This is a genomic window from Achromobacter sp. JCM 18799 (genome assembly GCF_055395645.1).
The window spans coordinates 3,460,957-3,480,562 of sequence record NZ_AP043866.1; the positions used below are offsets into that span (position 1 = coordinate 3,460,957).

Genomic DNA, 19,606 nt, shown 5'->3' on the forward strand with positions numbered 1-19,606 from the left:
TTTGAAAGGAACCCGCAATGACGCTCCGCCAGCATTGGCTATCCGGCCACGGCCCCATCCAGCACCGCGCTGACACCGTCGAACGCGTCGACGCGCTGGTGCGGCGCCTGACGGCCAGCGGCCGCGTCGCCAGCGCGGACGATGCCTACCGCATGCTGGCCGCGGCCGACCGCCTCAGCTGCGCCGCCATGAACGTGGTGGCCCACATGACCTACGCGCGCCGCATCGACCTGAACGGCGGGCCGCTGGCCGCCGGCGACTTCAAACCCAATCCCGAAGGCCACACCGGCGGATCGCTGAACATGGCGCCCGCCTTCGTCGCCTACCTGCTGGCCAATGCGCTGAGCGGCAAGACCCGCGGCTGGCTGATGGGCCAAGGCCATTGCGTGGCCGCCATCGAAGCCGTCAACGCCCTGACCGGCGACGTGTCGCCCGCGCAGCGCGGCCGCTATGACCGCAGCGAAGCCGGGCTGGGACGCCTGATCACGGACTTCTACTCCTACGCCATCGACGCCCGCGGATTGCCTGCCGTGCCGCTGGGCAGCCACGCCGGCCCCAACACGGCGGGCGCCGTGTCGGAAGGCGGCTACCTGGGCTTTGCCGGCCTGCAATACGTGCATATGCCGCTGCCGGGCGAGAGCCTGGTGGCATTCCTGAGCGACGGCGCGTTCGAAGAACAGCGCGGCTCCGACTGGGCCACGCGCTGGTGGCGGGCCGAGGATTGCGGCCAGGCCGTGCCGGTCATGATCCTCAACGGCCGCCGCATCGAGCAGCGCACGCAGATCGTGCAGGAAGGCGGCGCGCATTGGCTGGCCGAGGACCTGCGCCACAACGGCTTCGATCCGCTCATCGTCGACGGCCGCGATCCGGCAGCCATCGCCTGGGCCATCCTGGCGGCGGAAGACGCGCTGGCCGCAAGCCTGGCGGCGCCAGGCTTCCAGTACCCTGCCCGGCTGCCCTACGTCATCGCCGAAACCGAAAAGGGATTCGGCTTTCCCGGCGCCGGCACCAACGCCGCGCACAACCTGCCGCTGGGCGGCAACCCGCACACCGACAGCGCGACCCGCGATGCTTTCAACGCCAGCGCCGCCCGGCTGTTCGTCCCGGGGCCTGAACTGGACGCGGCGCTGGCCGCGCTGGCCAATCACGATGCGCAGCGCCGCCCGCTGGAAAGCAGGCACCCCATGGCGCACCGGCATCCCGACGCGCCTGCGCTGCCCGAGCCCGCCTGGGAAGCCGCTGGCGTCCAGGGCAGCGCCATGGCGGCGCTGGACCGCTGGTTCGTCGAACTGGTGCGGGCCAATCCGCGCCTGCGCGTGCGCATCGGCAATCCGGACGAACTGGCCAGCAACAAGATGGGCGGCGCGCTGGCCTTGCTGAAGCACCGCGTCGACCATCCAGAGGCCGGCGTGGCCGAAGACCAGCACGGCGCCGTCATCACCGCCCTGAACGAGGAAGCGGTGGCCGCCGCCGCGATGGCGAACAAGGGCGGCCTGAACCTCATCGTCAGCTACGAGGCCTTCGCGGTGAAGATGCTGGGGCTGCTGCGCCAGGAGATCATCTTCGCGCGCCGCCAGAAGGAACTGGGACAAACCCCGGGCTGGCTGTCCGTACCGCTGGTGGTCACCTCCCATACCTGGGAAAACGCCAAGAACGAGCAATCGCACCAGGACCCCACCATAGGCGAAGCCTTGCTGGGTGAAATGTCCGACACCTCGCGCGTGCTCTTCCCGGTGGACGGCAACAGCGCCGCGGCGGCGCTGCGCGCGGTCTATGCGCAGCGCGCGCAGGTCGCCTGCCTGGTCGTCTCCAAGCGCGACGGCAAGCAGCGCTTCGACGCCCAGGCGGCGCAGGCATTGGTGGAGCAAGGCGCGGCCCACGTCGCCGGCGACCCGCAAGCCTGCGTCCTGCAATTCGTCGCCATCGGCGCCTACCAGCTCGAAGAAGCCCTGAAGGCGCGCGCCCATCTGGCCGCGCTGGGCCACGAGTGCTGCGTGTCCGTGGTGCTGGAGCCGGGCCGCCTGCGCGCCCCGCGCGACGAACTCGAAGCGGCATTCACGCTACCTGACGCCGCCCTCCACGCCCTATTCCCGCCCGGCCTGCCGCGCGTGCTGCTGTGCCATACGCGCCCCGAACCCATGCTGGGCGTGCTGCGCCGGCTGGACGGCGGCCCGGCCCGCACCCGCGCGCTGGGCTACATCAGCCGCGGCGGTACGCTGGACGTGCCTGGCATGCTGTACGCCAACCGCTGCACCTGGGCGCACGCAGTCGATGCCGCCGCTGCCGTGGCGGGCTGGCGCCGGGCAGACGTGCTGGACGCGCCGCGCCTGCAAGCCCTGGACGGCAAGGGCAATCCTGCCGACCTCGCCTAACCCTTCTGATGCTGCACAAGGAAACCATGCTCACACTGACCTGCCTGGGCGGAGCCGGCACCGTCACCGGCTCCAAGCACCTCCTGAGCCACGCGGACACGCGCCTGCTGATCGACTGCGGCCTGTTCCAGGGCCTGAAGAACCTGCGCGAACTCAATTGGCAGCGGCTGCCGCTCTCGCCCGCAGATATCGATGCGGTAGTGCTCACGCACGCGCATCTGGATCATTGCGGCTACCTGCCGCGGCTGGTGGCCGAAGGTTTCAAAGGCAAGATCCACGCCACGCCCGCGACCCGCGACGTCGCCGAGCTGATCCTGCTGGACAGCGCCAACCTGCAGGAAAAGGACGCCGACTTCGCCAACCGCAAGGGCTTTTCCAAGCACAAGCCCGCGCTGCCGCTTTATCGCGTGGTCGACGCCGAACGCGCAATGACGCATTTTTCCGATGTAGCGCTGCACCAGGAAACCGCCTTGCCCGGCGGCGCGAAGCTGACCTTGCGCCGCGCCGGCCACATCCTGGGCGCAACCACCGCGCAGATCGATATCGGCGGCATGCGCGTGGTGTTCTCGGGCGACCTGGGCCGCTACAACGATCCGGTGATGCATGATCCCGAACCCGTGCCACGGGCCGACTATATCGTCATCGAGTCGACCTACGGCAACCGGCGCCACGACCCAGCCGATCCCGTCGAAGCCCTGGGCGCCGTGATCGAACGCACGGTGCAACGCGGCGGCACTGTCGTCATTCCCGCCTTCGCCGTCGGGCGGGCGCAGACCCTGATCCATGCGCTGTGGAAACTGCGTCAGGCCGGCCGGCTGCCGAACGTCCCGGTCTACCTGGACAGCCCCATGGCGACCAGCGCCACCGAGTTGCTGGACCGCCATGCCGGCGATCACAAACTATCCCCGCGCGAGTACGAGGCCGCCTGCTCGGCCGTGACCTACGTGCGCGACGTCGAGGAATCCAAGGCGCTGTCGGCCAACCGCTATCCCAAGGTCATCATCTCGGCCAGCGGCATGGCCACCGGCGGGCGGGTGCTGCACCACATCGCCGCCTTCGGCAGCGACCACCGCAACACCCTGCTGTTCTCGGGTTTCCAGGCCGCCGGCACGCGCGGCCGCAAGCTGCTCAACGGCGCGACCGAGACCAAGATCTACGGCCAGTGGACGCCCATCAACGCCGAGATCGCCGAGCTGCCCATGCTGTCGGCGCACGCCGACAGCGACGAGCTGATGCGCTGGCTGTCCGGTTTTCAGGAAGCGCCGCGCCGGGTCTTCATCGTCCATGGCGAGCCCGAGGCCTCCGAGGCGCTGCGCGAACGCATCCAGCGCGAACTCAGCTGGCATGTCACCGTCCCGCTGCAGGACCAGAGGTACGAGCTGTGAGCAGCGTTACGGAACTCAAACCGCCCGCGCTGCGCGCAACGCGCATGCGCCTGCACGCGCAGCATCAGCCGATAGCGCTGATGCGCGCGGACTGCCACGTCTGCCGTTCCGAAGGCCTGGCGTCGCGCTCGCAGGTGCTGATCACCTCGAACGGCCACGAAGTGCAGGCCCAGCTCTACCAGATCGACAGCGACCTGCTCGCGCTCGACGAAGTGGCGCTGTCCGAGGAAGCCTGGGACGCGCTGGCAATACGCGACGGCGACAGCGTGCAGGTCCGCCACCCGCCGGTGCTGGAATCCCTGGCCGGCGTGCGCCAACGCATCTATGGCCGCCGCCTGGGCGAAGAGGATCTTGCCGCCATCGTCCGCGACGTGGTGCGCGGCCGCTACACCGACGTGCACCTGTCGGCCTTCCTCACCGCCACGGCCACGCTGCCGCTGAGCATCGATGAAACCATCTTCCTGACCAAGGCCATGGTCGACGTCGGCGACCGCCTGGGCTGGCAGGCGCCGATCGTGGTCGACAAGCATTGCGTGGGCGGCCTGCCCGGCAACCGCACCACCCCGCTGGTGGTCGCCATCGCCGCGGCCAACGGCCTGGTCATGCCCAAGACCTCATCGCGCGCGATCACCTCGCCCGCGGGTACCGCCGACACCATGGAAATGCTGGCGCCGGTGGACCTGGGCATCGAACAGCTGCAGCGGGTCGTCCAGACCGAGGGCGGCTGTATCGCCTGGGGCGGCGCCATGCACCTGAGCCCGGCCGACGATATCTTCGTGCGCGTCGAACGAGAGCTGGACATCGACACCGAAGGCCAGTTGATCGCCTCGGTGCTGTCCAAGAAGATCGCGGCGGGCGCCACGCACGTGGTGATCGACATTCCGGTCGGCCCCACCGCCAAGATACGCAGCCACGAGACCGCCGAGCGCCTGGCCGGCCATCTGATAGAAACGGCCGCGCATTTCGGTCTGACCCTGCGCTGCCTGTACACCGACGGCAGCCAGCCCGTCGGCCGCGGCATCGGCCCCGCACTGGAGGCCCGCGACGTGCTGGCGGTACTGCGCAACGCCCCCGATCAGCCGCAGGACCTGCGCGAACGCGCCGCGCTGGTCGCGGGCGCCGTGCTGGAAATCGGCGGCGCTGCGCCGCCGGGACAAGGCATCGCGCTGGCCCTGCAAACCCTGGACAGCGGCCGGGCCTGGGAGAAGTTCGCCCGCATCTGCGCCGCCCAGGGCGGGCTGCGCGAACCGCCTCAGGCCGCGCACGTCGAACCTCTGGTCTCGCTGCAAGCCGGCCGCGTGACCCATATCGACAACCGCAAGCTGTCGCGCCTGGCTAAGCTGGCCGGCGCGCCGGAACGGCCCGCCGCCGGCGTGTCGCTGCACGCGCGGCTGGGCGACGAAGTCGCGCGCGGGCAGCCCTGGCTCTATCTCCATGCGCAGACTCGCAGCGAAATGGCCTATGCGCTGGAGTATGCGAGACACGCCGGGGATATCGTGACCATCGAAGCCTGACGCGGGCGGAGCTGGTCTCAAGCCGCTACGCGATCGGCCACTTCGGCAGCCTGGCCTTGCGGTACGGCAGGCTGCGCCAGTCCGGGCTGGCGGAACCGGGCGCGGCCACATACAGCACCGCCTTGGCCAGCGGCGCGTACTTGGCGTGGAAGTGATGCGCGGACTTCACCACGATCAGGCGCTGCGCCGTCAGGTCGCAGCCCAGTTGGGTAAAGAGGTCCGTGTGATAGGCCTGGGTGCGCAGCGAGACCAGGGCGACCAGGATGCCGTCCACGTCGACCAGCGCGCAATCGCCCAGGGCGATGCGGGTGTTGGAGTTGCCCGTCATGGTCATGTCCGCATGCGTGGCCACGACCCGGCAGCGCGCGTCCACGGGACTGCCGGACAAGGGGCCGACCTTGCCGCCGATACGCAGGTCCAGCTCCGCGCCAGGGCCGGCGTCGAAGGCGATGCGGGCGGCAACCGGATCCCACAGAGGGCCGATGGCGGCATTGCGTATGCCCCGTTCGCGCATCCTGGCCAGCAGATAGGTAGAGTCGCCGGCCGCGCCGCTGCCGGGATTGTCCGAACGGTCCGCGAGCACGATGGGACCGCCGCCGAAGGCCAGGGCTTCATCCAGCGCCTGGTCCACGCTGCGGTAGGGCACCATCAACTGTTCGCGCATCGCGATGAGTTCGTCGGCCAATTGGCGCGCCAGCATTCGTGCGCGGGCGGCATCGCCATCGGCGTAGACCAGCACCTTGGTGCCCATTTCCGGCACGTCGCCGGTGGCGAAGCCTTGCGCCGCCGAGATCGACAGGATGCCGTCGCGGCCTTCCAGCGCCTTGATGCGGCTGACGAAGCCCTGCGCCGGTTCGCGGGTGGTGTGCATGGGCACGATCATGTCGCAATCTACCAGCGCGGCCACCGGCCGCGTGCGGCCGGCCTGCGCGTCCAGGCACAAGGCCAGCAGGTCTTCGGCGCGCTCCAGCACATCGGTATGGGGATACTCCTTGAACAAGACCAGCACCGTGGCCTGCTCCACCATCAGGGGCGTGAGATGCGCGTGCGGGTCCAGTTCGGCGCCCACCACCACGCCGGGTCCGACGATCTCGCGCACGCGGCGCAGGATGTCGCCCTCGCAGTCGTCGTAGCCGTCGGCCACCATGGCGCCATGCAGGCCCAGCAGCACCATGTCCACCGGCAGCGCCGCGCGCAGGTCGGCCAGCAACTCGTCGCGCAAGGTTTCGTAGGCCGCGCGCGTGGTGGTGCCGCCCGGCTGGGCCGAAGCGACCAGCCCTTCGACCAGCGTCCAGCCGCCCGCGCTTGCGCCCTGGCGCGCGGCCCACAGCGGCCCGGCGTAGAACGTCATGTGGTCGGGATGCGTGCCGCCGGGGAGGTATTCGCGCGACTTGAAGGCCGCCAGACCGGTAGGCAGGGGCGAGAACGTATTGGTTTCGGTGGCGAGGGCGCCGGTGAATATGCGCATGGGCGACTCCAGGGCGCGGCGCGCCGCTAGCGGTTTGAAGGCGACAGGCCTTGCGGCATGTCCGCCGGCCAGGAACAGCTGCAAATTCTGAGCGCCGCCTGCCCGGTCCACAAATTCCAAATCATGAACTGTCCATAACCTTTCATATGCGCGCGGAAAGGCTTTCGGCCGGCCTATCGTTTTCCCTTAAAAGCAGCCGATCTGCGCGCTTTTCGCCGCGATTTTCCCCGAAAAACCGCACACCATAACCTTGGGTTATCCATGGGAACACGTTAGCTATTTGTGCCGCGCTGGTGTGCCGCCGATCATCCGCGATACGGAACGCAGTGCCCCCCTTTTGGTGTGGCGGCAATGACGGACATCCGATCCATACAAGGGGAAAACTATGTCGTCGACCTGGACCGCCGCGCGCGCCGCGGCGCATGCGGCAGCCTGTCCGGAGGCCCGGCCATGAAGATCTTCAGCGCCGGCCTGGGCACGGAAACCAACACCTTCGCGCCCATGCCCACCAGCCTCGCCTCCTTCCAGGACCGCGACTACTACCCGGCGGGCACGCATCCGGACACGGTGACCTTCGCAGGCGCGCCGCTATACGTGGCGCGCCAACGCGGCCGCGAGGCCGGGTGGACGCTGGCCGAAGGCCTGGTCACTTCCGCGCAGCCGGGCGGCACCACCACCCGCGCCGCCTACGAGACGCTGCGCGACCAGATCCTGGCCGACCTGCGCGCGGCGCTGCCGGTGGACATGGTGCTGCTGGGCCTGCACGGCGCCATGGTGGCCGACGGCTACGACGACTGCGAGGGCGACATCCTGCGCCGCGTGCGCGAGATCGTCGGCCCCGATGTGGTGGTGGGCGCCGAACTGGATCCCCATGCGCACCTGAGTCCGTTGATGGTGGAACAGGCCACGGTGCTGGTGCTGTTCAAGGAATATCCCCACACCGATATCCGTGAACGCGCGGAAGACCTGCTGGCCCTGTGCCTGGACGCGCAAGCCGGCCGCACACGGCCCGTCGCGGCGTTGATCGACTGCGAAATGATCGTGCCCATGCACACCACGCGCGAACCCGCCCAGGGGTTCGTCAGCCGCATCAAGGCGCTGGAAGGCCGCGACGGCATCCTGTCGATCTCGGCGGCGCAAGGCTTCGCCACCGGCGACGTGCCGGAAATGGGCACCAAGGTGCTGGTCTATGCCGACGGCGATGCCGCTCTTGCGCAAACACTGGCGCGCCGTCTGGCCGACGAGCTCATCGGCATGCGTGAACAATTGATGGTGCCCTACCGCAGCGTGGACCAGGCGCTGGATGAAGCCCTGGCCTTCGGCGATGGTCCGGTGGTGCTGGCCGACCGGCCCGACAACCCCGGCAGCGGCGCCCCTGGCGACGCCACCTTTGTGCTGAGCCGCATGCTGGAACGCGGCGTGACGAACGCCGCGCTGGGCCCCATGTGGGATCCGGTGTCGGCGCGCATCGCCTTCGACGCCGGCCCTGGCGCGGTGCTGGACCTGCGCATCGGCGGCAAGGTCGGCCCGCTGTCCGGCGATCCGCTGGACCTGCGCTGCACGGTCAAGGCGATCCAGGCCGACATGATCATGACGGGCCTGTCCGGCGCGCCGGCGGCCATGGGCGACTGCGCGCTGGTCGAGACCCAGGGCATCGAGATCGTGCTGACCTCGCTGCGCAACCAGGCCATCAACATGGACCTGTTCACGCAGCTGGGCTGCGATCTTTCTTCCAAGAAGATCGTGGTGGTCAAGTCCGCCCAGCACTTCCATGCCTCGTTCTCGAAAGTCGCGCGCCACATCATCTATGTCGGCGGCAAAGGCGTCGCCACGCCCGACTGGAAAACGCTCACGTACCGCAATATCCGGCTGCCCAAGTGGCCGCTCTAAGAACCTGCCGGCGCGTGGACGCCGGCGCATCCACCAACAAGATGGGAGCCTAGCGCGATGAAAAAACGCCTGCTTTGCCTGTTCTCGACGGCCACCCTCGGCCTGGCCTTCACCCTGGGCGCCGCACCGGCGCACGCGCAGCAGGCCAAGACCCTGCGCATCGTGCCGCACGCCGACCTGAAGGTGCTGGATCCGACCTTCACCACCGCCTACATCACGCGCAACTTCGGCTACATGGTGTATGACACGCTGTTCGCGATGGATTCGCACAGCAAGCCGCAGCCGCAGATGGTCGAGAAGTATTCGGCCAGCGACGACAAGAAGACCTGGACCTTCACGCTGCTGCCCGGCCTGAAGTTCAGCGACGGCCAGGCCCTGACCACCGCCGACGTGATCGCGTCGCTGCAGCGCTGGTCCGCGCGCGACAACATCGGCCAGGCCATCACGCGCGCCGGCGGCAAGTGGGAAGCCGTGGACGCCAGCACCTTCAAGCTGACCCTGGACCAGCCGTTCGACCTGGTGCTGGAAGGTCTGGCGAAAGTGTCCAGCTATCCCGCCTTCATCCTGCCCCAGCGTCTGGCCTCGCAGCCGGCCGACCGGCCGCTGACCGAGGTCGTGGGCTCCGGCCCCTACGTCTTCAAGCGCGCCGAATGGGTGCCCGGCAGCAAGATCGTGTTCGAGCAGAATCCGAACTACGTCGGCCCCAAGGCCCAGGCCGACGGCCTGGCCGGCAACAAGACCCCGAAAATTCCGCGCGTGGAATGGCGCGTGCTGCCCGACTCCAACAGCGCCACGGCCGCGCTGACCAACGGCGAAGTCGACATGATCGAACAGGCGCCGGCGGACTACATCGACGCCTTGCGCGGCAACAAGAACGTCAAGATCGGCGTGATGGAGCGCGCCCAGGGCTACATCATCCTGAACCAGTCCATGCCGCCGTTCAACAACGAGAAGGCGCGCCAGGCCGTGGCCCATCTGGTGGACCAGGACAAGTTCACCGCCGCCATGGGTTATCCCGACGACCTGCGCATGAAGTACTGCGCCACGGTCTTCATCTGCGGCGGCCCCAACGACACCGCCGCCGGCGCGGCGCCCTACGCCAAGCCCGATCCCGCGTTGGCCAAGAAGCTGCTGGCCGAAGCCGGATACAAGGGCGAGAAGGTCGCGATCCTGCTGCCCACCGACCTGGCCTACCTGAACTCCGCCACGCTGGTCGCCATCCAGGCGCTGCAGGACATCGGCGTCAACCTCGACATCCAGTCCATGGACTGGGCCACGCTGACCGCCCGCCGCGCCCGCAAGGAACCCATCGACAAGGGCGGCTGGAACATCTTCCTGTCGGCCGCGTCCGAGTTCAACGTCGACTCGCCCATCAGCAACACCTACCTGGGCGCGGTGTGCGGCAACAGCCTGCCCGGCTGGCCTTGCGACAAGAAGCTGGACGAACTGCGCGCCCAATGGATCGCGGCCACCAGCTCGGACGAGCGCAAGCGTGTGCTCGACCTGTTCCAGGAGCGCGCCTATGAAGCCTTCCCCGCGATCTCGGTGGGCCAGTATTCGCGGGCATTCGCTTCGCACAACAGCCTGAAGAACGCGGAGAAGATCTGGAGCCTGCCGAACCTGTGGGTGCTGGACAAGTAGTCCGCAGCCAGCCTAATCGATACGCGAGACAACCATGGGTTACATCCTCCGGCGAGTGCTGGCCATCGTGCCTGTCATGGCAGTGGTGGCGGTGATCGTCTTCCTGCTGATCCACCTGTCGCCGGGAGACCCGGCGGCGCTCATCGCCGGGGATTTCGCCTCCGCCGACGACATCGCCAAGCTGCGCGTGGCGCTGGGCCTGGACGAGCCGCTGTGGCGGCAGTTCGGGCTGTGGGCGGGCAAACTGCTGCAAGGCGACCTGGGCACGTCCATCTTCACCCACGTGCCCGTGACGCAGCTGCTGGCGCAGCGGGTGGAACCCACGTTGTCCATTGCCGCGCTCACGATGCTGGTCTCCATCATCGTGGCCGTGCCGCTGGGCGTGCTGGCCGCCTACCGCGCCGGCACCTGGATCGACCGCCTGGTGATGCTGTTCGCCGTGCTGGCGTTCTCGGTGCCGGTGTTCCTGGTCGGCTACCTGCTGATCTACGGCTTCGCCATCAAGCTGCAATGGCTTCCGGTGCAGGGCTATGTCAGCCTGTCCGAGGGCGTGGGCCCCTGGCTGCGCAACCTGACCCTGCCCTGCATCAACCTGGCGCTGGTGTACATCGCGCTGATCACCCGCATGACCCGCGCAACCGTGGTGGAAGTGCTGCACGAGGACTACATCCGCACGGCGCGCGCCAAGGGCCTGGCGGTGCTGCCCGTGCTGGAGCACGCGCTGCGCAACGCCGCCATTCCCATCGCGACCACCCTGGGCGTGGGCATCGCGCTGCTGATCGGTGGCGTGGTCGTGACCGAGACGGTCTTCGCCATTCCCGGCATCGGCCGCCTGGTCATCGACGCGGTCCAGCACCACGACTATCCAGTCATCCAGAGCGTGCTGCTGCTATCGGCCGGCACCTACGTGGTGATCAATCTGCTGATCGACCTCAGCTACCGGCTGTTCGATCCTCGCATCCGTTACTGAGCCGCCGCAGGAAAGAAACATGTCAGAAAGCTCGATTTCCGCCAGCCCGCCCGTGGTGCTGCACGAGGCGCTCAGCGCCAGCGGGCGCCGCTGGCGCTGGGTACGCAAGCACCCCACCCTGATCCTGGGCCTGGCGCTGCTGCTGATCGTGGCGGGCCTGGCCATCGCCGCGCCCTGGATCGCCACGCACAACCCCATCAGCATCAATCCGCTGCAACGCATGAAGCCGCCGTCGGCCGAGCATTACTTCGGCACCGACGCGCTCGGCCGCGACGTGTTCAGCCGCGTGGTCTGGGGCGGCCGCGTGTCGCTCGTGGTGGCCATCGTGGTGGCGCTGATCGCCACCGCGGTCGGCGTGGTGCTGGGCCTGCTGGCGGGCTTCGTGCGCTGGGCCGACGCCATCATCATGCGCATCATGGACGGCATGATGGCCATTCCCGACATCCTGCTGGCCATCGCCCTGATGGCGGTGATCCGCGCCAGCCTGACCACGGTGATCATCGCCATCGCGATCCCGCAGGTGCCGCGCGTGGTGCGTCTGGTGCGTTCGCTCGCGCTGACGCTGCGCGAACAGCTCTACGTCGAAGCCGCCCACGCCGTGGGCACGCGCCTGCCGGTGATCCTGCGCCGCCACGTGCTGCCCAACATGGTCACGCCGCTGGTGGTGCAGGCCACGTTCATCGCCGCCACCGCGGTGCTGACCGAAGCGGTGCTGTCGTTCCTGGGCGTAGGCGTGCCGGCCCAGGTGCCCAGCTGGGGCAACATGATGGCCGACGCCCGCAACTACGTGGCGGTGGCGTTCTACACCATCCTGTACCCGGGCATCCTGCTGGCCATCACCGTGCTGGCGATCAACCTGATGGGCGACGGCCTGCGCGACGCGCTCGACCCCCGCCTGGCCAATCAACGCTAAGACCCGGGAGCACGCCATGGCTATATCCCCCGCCGCCGTCGCCCCGGGCGACGTGCTGCTAGAAGTCGACAACCTGCGCACCTACTTCGACACCGTGTCCGGCACCGTGCGCTCGGTGGACGGCGTGTCCTACCAGGTACGGGCAGGCCGCACGCTGGGCGTGGTCGGCGAGTCCGGCTGCGGCAAGAGCGTCACCGCGCTGTCCATCCTGCGGCTGATCCCGACGCCGCCCGGGCGCTATGCCGGCGGCCAGATCCGCTACCGCGGCACCGACCTGCTGGGCCTGACCGAAAAGCAGATGCGCCAGATCCGCGGCAACCGGATCTCGATGATCTTCCAGGAGCCGATGACCTCGCTGAACCCGGTGCTGACGGTAGGCCGGCAGATCGCGGAAACGGTGATGCTGCACCAGAAGCTCGGCCGCCGCGAGGCCTACCGCCGCGCCGAGGAAATGCTGCGCCTGGTGCAGATCGCCGAACCCGAACGGCGCGTGCACGAGTACCCCTACCAGCTATCCGGCGGCATGCGGCAGCGCGTGATGATTGCGCTGGCCCTGGCCTGCAATCCCGAAGTGCTGATCGCCGACGAACCGACCACGGCGCTGGACGTGACCATCCAGGCGCAAATCGTGGACCTGCTGCGCAGCCTGCAGCAGAGCCTGGGCATGGGCATCGTGCTGATCACCCACGACCTGGGCGTGGTGGCCGAATGCTGTGACCGCGTGGCGGTGATGTACGCAGGCCGCAAGGTGGAAGAAGCGCCCGTCACCGAACTGTTCGACCGCCCCCTGCATCCGTACACGCGGGCATTGATGGCGTCGATGCCGTCGATGAACGCGTCGACACAGCGCCTGGCCGAGATTCCCGGCATGGTGCCCGCGCCCAGCGAACTGGGCAAAGGCTGCAGCTTCGCCCCGCGCTGCGCCTACGCCACCGACCGCTGCCGTGCCGAAGCGCCGCAGCTGCTGGAACATGGCAGCGACCACGTGGTGGCCTGCCATGAAGCGGCGCGCGTCGCCGCGCAACCCGCCCCGCAGGCGGCGGCTTCCGCGACGCCCGGCGCCGCCCTGACTGGAGTCCAAGCATGAGCGCCCGCAACCCGCACGCCACACCGGCCACGCCCTTGCTGGAAGTGCGCGACCTGAAGATGCACTACCCCGGCGCGGGCGGCTGGTTCAAGCCGCGCCGCAAGGTCATCCAGGCCGTGGACGGCGTGTCCTTCTCCGTGGCCAGGGGCGAGACCCTGGCCTTGGTGGGCGAGTCCGGCTGCGGCAAGACCACCACCGGCAAGTCCGTGCTGCGGCTGATCCAGCCTACCTCGGGATCCGTGCGGCTGGAAGGCGAGGAAATCCTGGCGCTGTCGGCCGAGCAGATGCGCAGCCGCCGGCGCGACATGCAGATCATCTTCCAGGATCCGTACGCGTCGCTGAACCCCCGGCTGACGGCAGGCGACATCGTCGGCGAGCCGCTGCAGAACTTCCCGGCCTCGGGCGGCCGGTCGCGCGCCGACGAGATCGCCTGGCTGTTCTCCAAGGTCGGCCTGCGTCCGGAAGCGATGAAGAAGTTTCCCCACGAGTTCTCCGGCGGCCAGCGGCAGCGCCTGGGCATTGCGCGCGCGCTGGCGTTGCGGCCCAAGCTGATCGTGTGCGACGAGCCGGTGTCCGCGCTGGACGTGTCGGTGCAGGCGCAGGTGATCAACCTGCTGATGGACCTGCAGGAAGAGATGGGCATCGCCTACCTGTTCGTGGCGCATGACCTTGCGGTGGTGCGCCACATCAGCCATCGCGTGGCGGTGATGTACCTGGGCCGCATCGTCGAGGTCGCCGACCGCGACACGCTGTTCTCGCGCCCGCTGCACCCCTACACCGAGATCCTGCTGTCGGCCGTCCCGGTTCCCGATCCGCACAAGCCCGCGCAGCGCAAGCTGCTGCAGGGCGATCCGCCCAGCCCCGCGAATCCGCCCAGCGGCTGCCGCTTCCACACGCGCTGCCCGCTGGCGCAGCCAGTGTGCAAGGAGAAGCAGCCGGTCCTGACGCAGCGGCCCGATAGCTCGAACGGCGGGCAGCAATGGGTGGCGTGCCACTTCCGATGAGCGCGCCGCGCCTGCTGGCGGGTCCTCTGCCGGGCAGCGACCCGGTCTTTGGCCGCGGCATCGCCGAGTTGCGGGCCGCCATGGCGGCAGGCACGCTCAACGCCGTGGACCTGGTGCGCGCCTACCTGGCGCGCATCGCGGCGCATGACCAGGCGGGGCCAGCGCTCAACGCGGTCATCGCGCTGAACGGCGCGGCGCTGGCCGAGGCCGCAGATCGGGATAGGGAGAGGCTGCGCGGGGCGGCGCTGGGGCCGCTGCATGGCATTCCCCTTCTGCTCAAGGACAACATCGATACCGCGGACATGCCCGCCACCGCAGGCTCGCTGGCGCTGGCCGGCCGCCGCCCGCAACGCGACGCCGACGTCGTGCGCAGGCTGCGCGAAGCCGGCGCCGTGATGCTGGGCAAGACCACGCTGCACGAACTGGCTTGCGGCATCACCAACGTTTCTTCACTATCCGGCCGCACGCGCAACGCCTACGACGCCGCGCGCGTGCCAGGCGGATCCAGCGGCGGCAGCGCGGTCGCGGCGGCGTCCAGCTTCGCGGCGGCCGCAATCGGCACCGACACCAGCGGCTCGATCCGCATCCCCGCTGCCTTCAACCAGGTCTGGGGCCTGCGGCCCACGGCCGGGCGCTACAGCAACGCCGGCGTAGTGCCGCTGTCGCCGACGCTGGACACGGTCGGTCCGCTGGCCCGCAGCCTTGCGGATATCTCGGCCCTGTGGTCGGTGTTGGCGGGACAACGCGAAGACGCGCGCGGCGCGGACCGGGTTTGGCGCATAGGCACGCTGGAGGCATTCTTCGGCCCAGCCGACGCGGAACTGGAGGTATCGCGCCACGTCCGCGCGGCGCTCGCCGGCTGGCAAGCCGACGGCGCACACGTCCAGCCCGTCGCGCTGGCGCTGGGAGACGCGCGCCTGACGGCCGCCAACGTCACCGGCTACGAATTCCGCGACGCGCTGGCCCTCTGCCTGCGTGATGCGGGTCTGCCCGTGCGCAGCCTGACCGACATCCTGGACGGCGGCTATCCCCACCCGGAAGTCGCGCCGCTGCTGCGCGAGCGCGATGCGCTGCGCGATCCTGATGGCAGCGCGCGCCTCGCGGTGCTGGCCCGCGCCCAGGCGTTGCGCGACGACGTGTTGGCTGCCATGGCGCATGGCCAGTTGGACCTGCTCGCCTATCCCAGCGTGCGTGGCGCGCCGGTGCTGCTGGGCCAAGCCCAGCGCGGCGGCAATGGCCTGCTCGCGGCGGTGACGGGACTGCCGGCCTTGAGCGTACCCATCGGCTTCACGGAAAGCGGCATACCCGTCGGGCTGGAACTGCTGGGCCGCGCGGGCAGCGAGCACCTGCTGTTGCAGGCGGCGCGGCGTTTCGAAGCCTGAAGACTCCTGGCCGCGCAAACGGCCGTAGCGGTCACGCCCCGGCCTCCTCGACGATCCAGTCGATGAAGGCTCGGACTTCCGGACGCCGGACTGCGCCGGGCCTGCTTACGGCGTAGTAGGCGAATCGCGCGGGCCAGGGCTTGTCCAGCGCCTGCACCAGACGTCCGGCCGCGATCTCTTCCTGCGCATGCGCGGCGGGCACCAGCGCAAGTCCCTGGCCTGCTTCCGCCGCGCGGATCAGCAGGAAGTCGTCATCGAACGCGTTGCCGCGCTGCGCCCGGGGATCCGGGGCCACGCCATGCGCGCTTAACCACAATGGCCAGTCGGCGCGGTCCGCGTCGTGCAGCAGCGGGTAATCCAGGCAGTCTGCCGCTTCGACCAGCGCTGCGGCGTAGCCTGGCGCGGCCACCGGCACCAGCACCGGCGCCATCAGCGGCACCACATCCAGTCCCGGGTAATCGCCCAGTCCGTGGCGCAGGGCGACATCGACGTGGTCGCGCCGCAGATCGACCAGGGCAGGCGTCGCCTCCACCCGGATTTCGATGTGCGGATGCCGTTCCTTGAAGCGCCCCAGGCGGGGAACCAGCCACGATGCCGCGAACGTCGCCACGGTGCTGACGGTCAGGCTTTGCCGCGCCTGCTTCGCGGCCAGCAAGTCCACCGCCTTGTCGATCTGCGCGAATGCCGCGCTAAGCATCGGATACGCCTCGGCGCCCGCCTCCGTCATGCGCATGCCGTGGCGTTCGCGCACCAGCAGGGCGATGCCAAGCCGGTCCTCCAGCAGCCGGATCTGCTGGCTGACGGCGCCGGGCGTGACATGCAAAGCCTGCGCCGCCGCGGTGATGCTGCCGCGCTGGCTTACCTCGACAAAGGTACGCAGCGCCTGCAGGGGAAGCGTTGCCGTCATTTTAGTTTTCCTAAATTCAAATGTGAGAAATCATCGCTGTACCCGATCCCGCTCAAGACAGAGAATTTCACTGCCGCGCAACCGCAATATTTAGCCAATCTTAAATGAGCAAGCCCATGCTGAATCTATACACCGATAGTTCTCCCAATGGCTACAAGGCCACCATCGCGCTGGAAGAACTGGAACTGCCCTACCGCCTGCACCATGTGCGCATCGCGCAGGGCGAGCACCGCCAGCCCGACTTTCTGGCCCTGAATCCGCATGGCCGTATTCCGGTATTGACCGACGATGAAACCGGCGTGGCGTTGTTCGAATCGGCGGCCATCCTGCTGTATCTCGCGGAAAAGACCGGGAGGCTGCTGCCCGCGGACACCCGGGGCCGCTGGGAAACCATCAAGTGGCTGCAATTCCATTCCAGCAGCGTCGGTCCCATCATCGGACAGCGCGTCAACTTCGAGGTCTTCGACAAGGCGCGCAACGCCGCCGCGCTTGAACGCTACCAGCGCCTGACCGAGGACGCGCTCGCGGTGCTGGACCGCAGGCTGGCCGACCATCCCTATCTTGCCGGCGACGCCTACTCCATCGCCGACATCGCGCATTTCGGCTGGAGCCACATCGCGCGGATCATCGATTTCGATTTCAGCCATCACCGGCACCTGAGCGCGTGGCACGAACGCGTGGCTGCGCGGCCCGCGGTCGCCAAAGGCATCACCCTGCCCGCGCCGGCAACGGGCGCTTGAAGGAAACGAGGACAGTCGGAATGGACACCACCCACTCTCTCCACGGCGCGGCGGGCGCGTCATACTTCGCCTTTTCCGCGCACCCCGGCTATCGGCGGATGTTCGCGCCCGAGCGCCTGACGCTGGGCATCTTCCTGCCGCTGCGCTTCTATGAAGGCAGCATGGCGGTCCTTGCGGGGCAAGCCGAACTTGTGCGGCAAATCGACCGGCAGGAGTTTGCCGCCGTCTGGGTGCGCGATGTGCCCTTGTACTCCCCTTCCTTCGGCGATGCAGGCCAGGTCTTCGATCCATTTACCTACCTGGCGTTTCTGGCGGCGCAAACGAAGAAGATCGCCCTGGCGACGGGCAGCGCAATCTTTTCCCTGCGCCACCCCATCGATCTGGCCAAGGCGGCCAGCACCATCGACCAATTGTCGGGCGGCCGGCTGGTGCTGGGAATCGCCTCGGGAGACCGGCCTGCCGAATTTCCCGCTTATGGGCTGCGGCATGACGAACGCGGACCGCGGTTCGCAGAAGCCGTCTCGTACTTCCGCCAGCTGATGCGCCCAGGACATCTGGAGATCGATTCGCCGCTGGGACGCTTCAGCCGCGCGGAGTTCCTGCCCAAGCCGGCCGCGGGCAACATACCGCTGATCGTCACCGGTTCCTCGGGCCAGTCGCTGCGATGGATCGCCGAACATGCCGATGGCTGGCTGACCTATCCTGACGCCACGCATACCCAGATGGGACCGCAACGCCTGGCGGAAAAAATCCGCGCCTGGCGCGCCATGATCCCCGACGGCGGCTTCCGTCCGCACATGACCAATGAATGGCTGGACTTGGTCGACGACCCCGATCATCCGCGTACGCCCTTGCGCAACGGGTTCGTGTTGCGCACAGGCAGAAAGGGTTTGATCGCGTTGCTGGAGGAATGGCGGACGGCCGGCGTCAATCACGCCGCGCTCGGCATCCAGTTCTCGCAACGGCCCGCGGCGGACGTGTTGCAGGAACTGGCGGAAGAAGTGCTGCCGCATTTCCCCACCCATGAAGGGCCTGGCACTTTGCCGGACGCTTGGTAACCCACGCAGGCCGCTACGCTATCCTTGACGGCTTTCACCCCGCATCCCGTCATGGCGCAGCCCTCCGCCCGCATACTCGAAGGAACCATCGATCAGATCCGCCTCGCGGTGCCGCTCGTGCGGCACGATGCGTTCCTGCGCGTAGGAACAGAAAGCGTGATCGCCGCCGGGCTGGAAGCGCCGCAGATCAACCAGCTGCAACGCCTGCATCAGCAGGGCATCCCTGCGCGCCTGGGCGTGATGGACGGCGACGAAGGGCTGGCCGTTTTTTCCTGGGCGGTTCCGGCGCGCGGAGAACCGATCCCGCCGCGCTACTACCAGACCCTGAAGCGGCGCGGCTGGCGCGAGGTTGCCATCGGCGGCGCGATCGGCGCGGCGTTCGTGTGGCTGGCCTGGCTGCTTGGCATCGCCAGTCTGACGCGCGTGTTCCTGATGGTCTTCTCGCTGGTCGTCGCGCTGGTGGCGCTGGTGGTGGCGGGGTCGGCCCTGCACGGCCTCTGGCACAACCGCCGCCACCGCCCCCTGATCCTGGCGAGCGAGGCGCTTTTCGATCCGAAGCAAAGGCCGGCTGCCGGCACGCCTGCGCCGCCGCCCAAGCCGCCGCGCCTGGAGCCGCTATCGACTCAGGACGAGGGCGAGCCGCCCATCGGGTACGTGCGGGGCCATCTCGTCGGCCTCACGCATGAAATGCGCCAGGTCCACAAAGGGCCCAACTATGGCATCTACCGCTACACGGTCAACGGCGTGGACTACGCGATGATCGCCCAGGAAGCGTTCGGCGACGCGCTGCCCTTCCTGGCCGAGGACGACCGCGTCGAATTGGCGGTGCGCACGGCCCCCGCCCACCCGGACGGCCGGCGCGCCGTTTACGCGCTGCGCAATCTGGAAGACGGCCGCTGCTATATGTGCCACCGCTACTACGGCGGCGAACAAGGCAGGGACACGCCCATCCGCGTCGGCATGAGCCAGCGCGCACGCATGCTCAAGCTGATAGGCGCGCTGTTGCTGACGGCCTGGCTGTTCGTGGTCGGCCTGCAGTTTTTCGCCGGACCGGACGACGGTTCGTTCCGGGACTTTCCCGAACTGGCTGTCTTCCTGCTGGCGCTCTTCTTCATCGTGTGGCTGGGCTTCGCCCTGCCCCTGCTATGGCTGGACACGCGCTGGCGCATGGGCAGGCCCACGCGGCGGCAGCGGTTCACGCAGCGGATCTACGCCATGCTGGACCTCGGCACGCCCCTTGCACCCTCGCAACGCGTCGAAGACGTGTAGCGCGCG

Annotated in this window: 15 protein-coding genes; 13 read left to right on the forward strand and 2 right to left on the reverse strand. The window is 68.5% G+C overall.

Going from position 1 to position 19,606, the window contains the following annotated elements:
- The first annotated feature begins 17 nt into the window (after positions 1–17).
- From ACZ5YA_RS16360 to ACZ5YA_RS16370, 3 genes are read left to right on the forward strand one after another with little or no spacing between them, the layout of a single operon-like run.
- Positions 18–2,372 carry a phosphoketolase family protein gene (locus ACZ5YA_RS16360; RefSeq protein ID WP_464092783.1) on the forward strand — a complete coding sequence of 785 codons (2,355 nt, stop codon included), beginning with the start codon at positions 18–20 and terminating at the stop codon, positions 2,370–2,372.
- Positions 2,373–2,398: 26 nt separating this feature from the next.
- Entirely contained in the window at positions 2,399–3,757 is a 1,359-nt protein-coding gene (locus ACZ5YA_RS16365; protein WP_251879341.1) for an MBL fold metallo-hydrolase RNA specificity domain-containing protein, read from the forward strand.
- A gap of 44 nt (positions 3,758–3,801) precedes the next feature.
- Positions 3,802–5,271, forward strand: coding sequence for a thymidine phosphorylase family protein (locus ACZ5YA_RS16370; protein ID WP_464092854.1), 1,470 nt, complete (start codon positions 3,802–3,804; stop codon positions 5,269–5,271).
- 25 nt (positions 5,272–5,296) lie between these two features.
- On the opposite strand, the gene ACZ5YA_RS16375 is transcribed toward ACZ5YA_RS16370, so the two are convergent.
- Entirely contained in the window at positions 5,297–6,739 is a 1,443-nt protein-coding gene (locus tag ACZ5YA_RS16375) for a M81 family metallopeptidase (RefSeq protein WP_464092784.1), read from the reverse strand.
- Between the two features lie 450 nt (positions 6,740–7,189).
- Between ACZ5YA_RS16375 and ACZ5YA_RS16380 the strand changes: the two genes are divergently transcribed.
- From ACZ5YA_RS16380 to ACZ5YA_RS16410, 7 genes are read left to right on the forward strand one after another with little or no spacing between them, the layout of a single operon-like run.
- The gene (locus ACZ5YA_RS16380) at positions 7,190–8,629 is read left to right on the forward strand and encodes a M81 family metallopeptidase (protein ID WP_118931422.1); all 1,440 of its coding nucleotides are present in this window, start codon (positions 7,190–7,192) and stop codon (positions 8,627–8,629) included.
- 57 nt (positions 8,630–8,686) lie between these two features.
- Positions 8,687–10,270 carry an ABC transporter substrate-binding protein gene (locus ACZ5YA_RS16385; RefSeq protein WP_059371473.1) on the forward strand — a complete coding sequence of 528 codons (1,584 nt, stop codon included), beginning with the start codon at positions 8,687–8,689 and terminating at the stop codon, positions 10,268–10,270.
- A 34-nt stretch (positions 10,271–10,304) separates the two neighbouring features.
- On the forward strand, positions 10,305–11,240 hold the full coding sequence (locus tag ACZ5YA_RS16390; protein WP_464092785.1) for an ABC transporter permease: 936 nt from the start codon (positions 10,305–10,307) through the stop codon (positions 11,238–11,240).
- A 19-nt stretch (positions 11,241–11,259) separates the two neighbouring features.
- Complete coding sequence (locus tag ACZ5YA_RS16395) at positions 11,260–12,153, forward strand: ABC transporter permease (RefSeq protein ID WP_059371471.1); 894 nt, start codon at positions 11,260–11,262, stop codon at positions 12,151–12,153.
- A 16-nt stretch (positions 12,154–12,169) separates the two neighbouring features.
- Complete coding sequence (locus ACZ5YA_RS16400) at positions 12,170–13,240, forward strand: ABC transporter ATP-binding protein (protein WP_059371470.1); 1,071 nt, start codon at positions 12,170–12,172, stop codon at positions 13,238–13,240.
- Positions 13,237–14,244: an ABC transporter ATP-binding protein gene (locus ACZ5YA_RS16405; protein ID WP_464092786.1), complete on the forward strand. Its 1,008-nt coding sequence runs from the start codon at positions 13,237–13,239 to the stop codon at positions 14,242–14,244. The genes ACZ5YA_RS16400 and ACZ5YA_RS16405 overlap by 4 nt, the downstream gene beginning before the upstream one ends.
- Positions 14,241–15,626 carry an amidase gene (locus tag ACZ5YA_RS16410; RefSeq protein ID WP_464092787.1) on the forward strand — a complete coding sequence of 462 codons (1,386 nt, stop codon included), beginning with the start codon at positions 14,241–14,243 and terminating at the stop codon, positions 15,624–15,626. Before ACZ5YA_RS16405 ends, ACZ5YA_RS16410 begins: the two co-directional genes overlap by 4 nt.
- Before the next feature lie 31 nt (positions 15,627–15,657).
- Here ACZ5YA_RS16410 and ACZ5YA_RS16415 read toward each other — a convergent pair whose 3' ends face one another.
- Complete coding sequence (locus ACZ5YA_RS16415; RefSeq protein ID WP_251879331.1) at positions 15,658–16,533, reverse strand: LysR substrate-binding domain-containing protein; 876 nt, start codon at positions 16,531–16,533, stop codon at positions 15,658–15,660.
- A gap of 116 nt (positions 16,534–16,649) precedes the next feature.
- Between ACZ5YA_RS16415 and ACZ5YA_RS16420 the strand changes: the two genes are divergently transcribed.
- The 3 genes from ACZ5YA_RS16420 (at position 16,650) to ACZ5YA_RS16430 (ending at position 19,600) form a co-directional block, all read left to right on the forward strand.
- Positions 16,650–17,273 carry a glutathione S-transferase family protein gene (locus ACZ5YA_RS16420; RefSeq protein WP_280014589.1) on the forward strand — a complete coding sequence of 208 codons (624 nt, stop codon included), beginning with the start codon at positions 16,650–16,652 and terminating at the stop codon, positions 17,271–17,273.
- Between the two features lie 98 nt (positions 17,274–17,371).
- Positions 17,372–18,331 (forward strand): LLM class oxidoreductase, encoded by a 960-nt coding sequence (locus ACZ5YA_RS16425; RefSeq protein WP_251879606.1) that lies wholly within the window; start codon positions 17,372–17,374, stop codon positions 18,329–18,331.
- Between the two features lie 51 nt (positions 18,332–18,382).
- A complete protein-coding gene (locus ACZ5YA_RS16430; protein ID WP_464092788.1) occupies positions 18,383–19,600 on the forward strand; it encodes a hypothetical protein in 1,218 nt (405 codons plus the stop codon).
- Positions 19,601–19,606 lie beyond the last annotated feature (6 nt).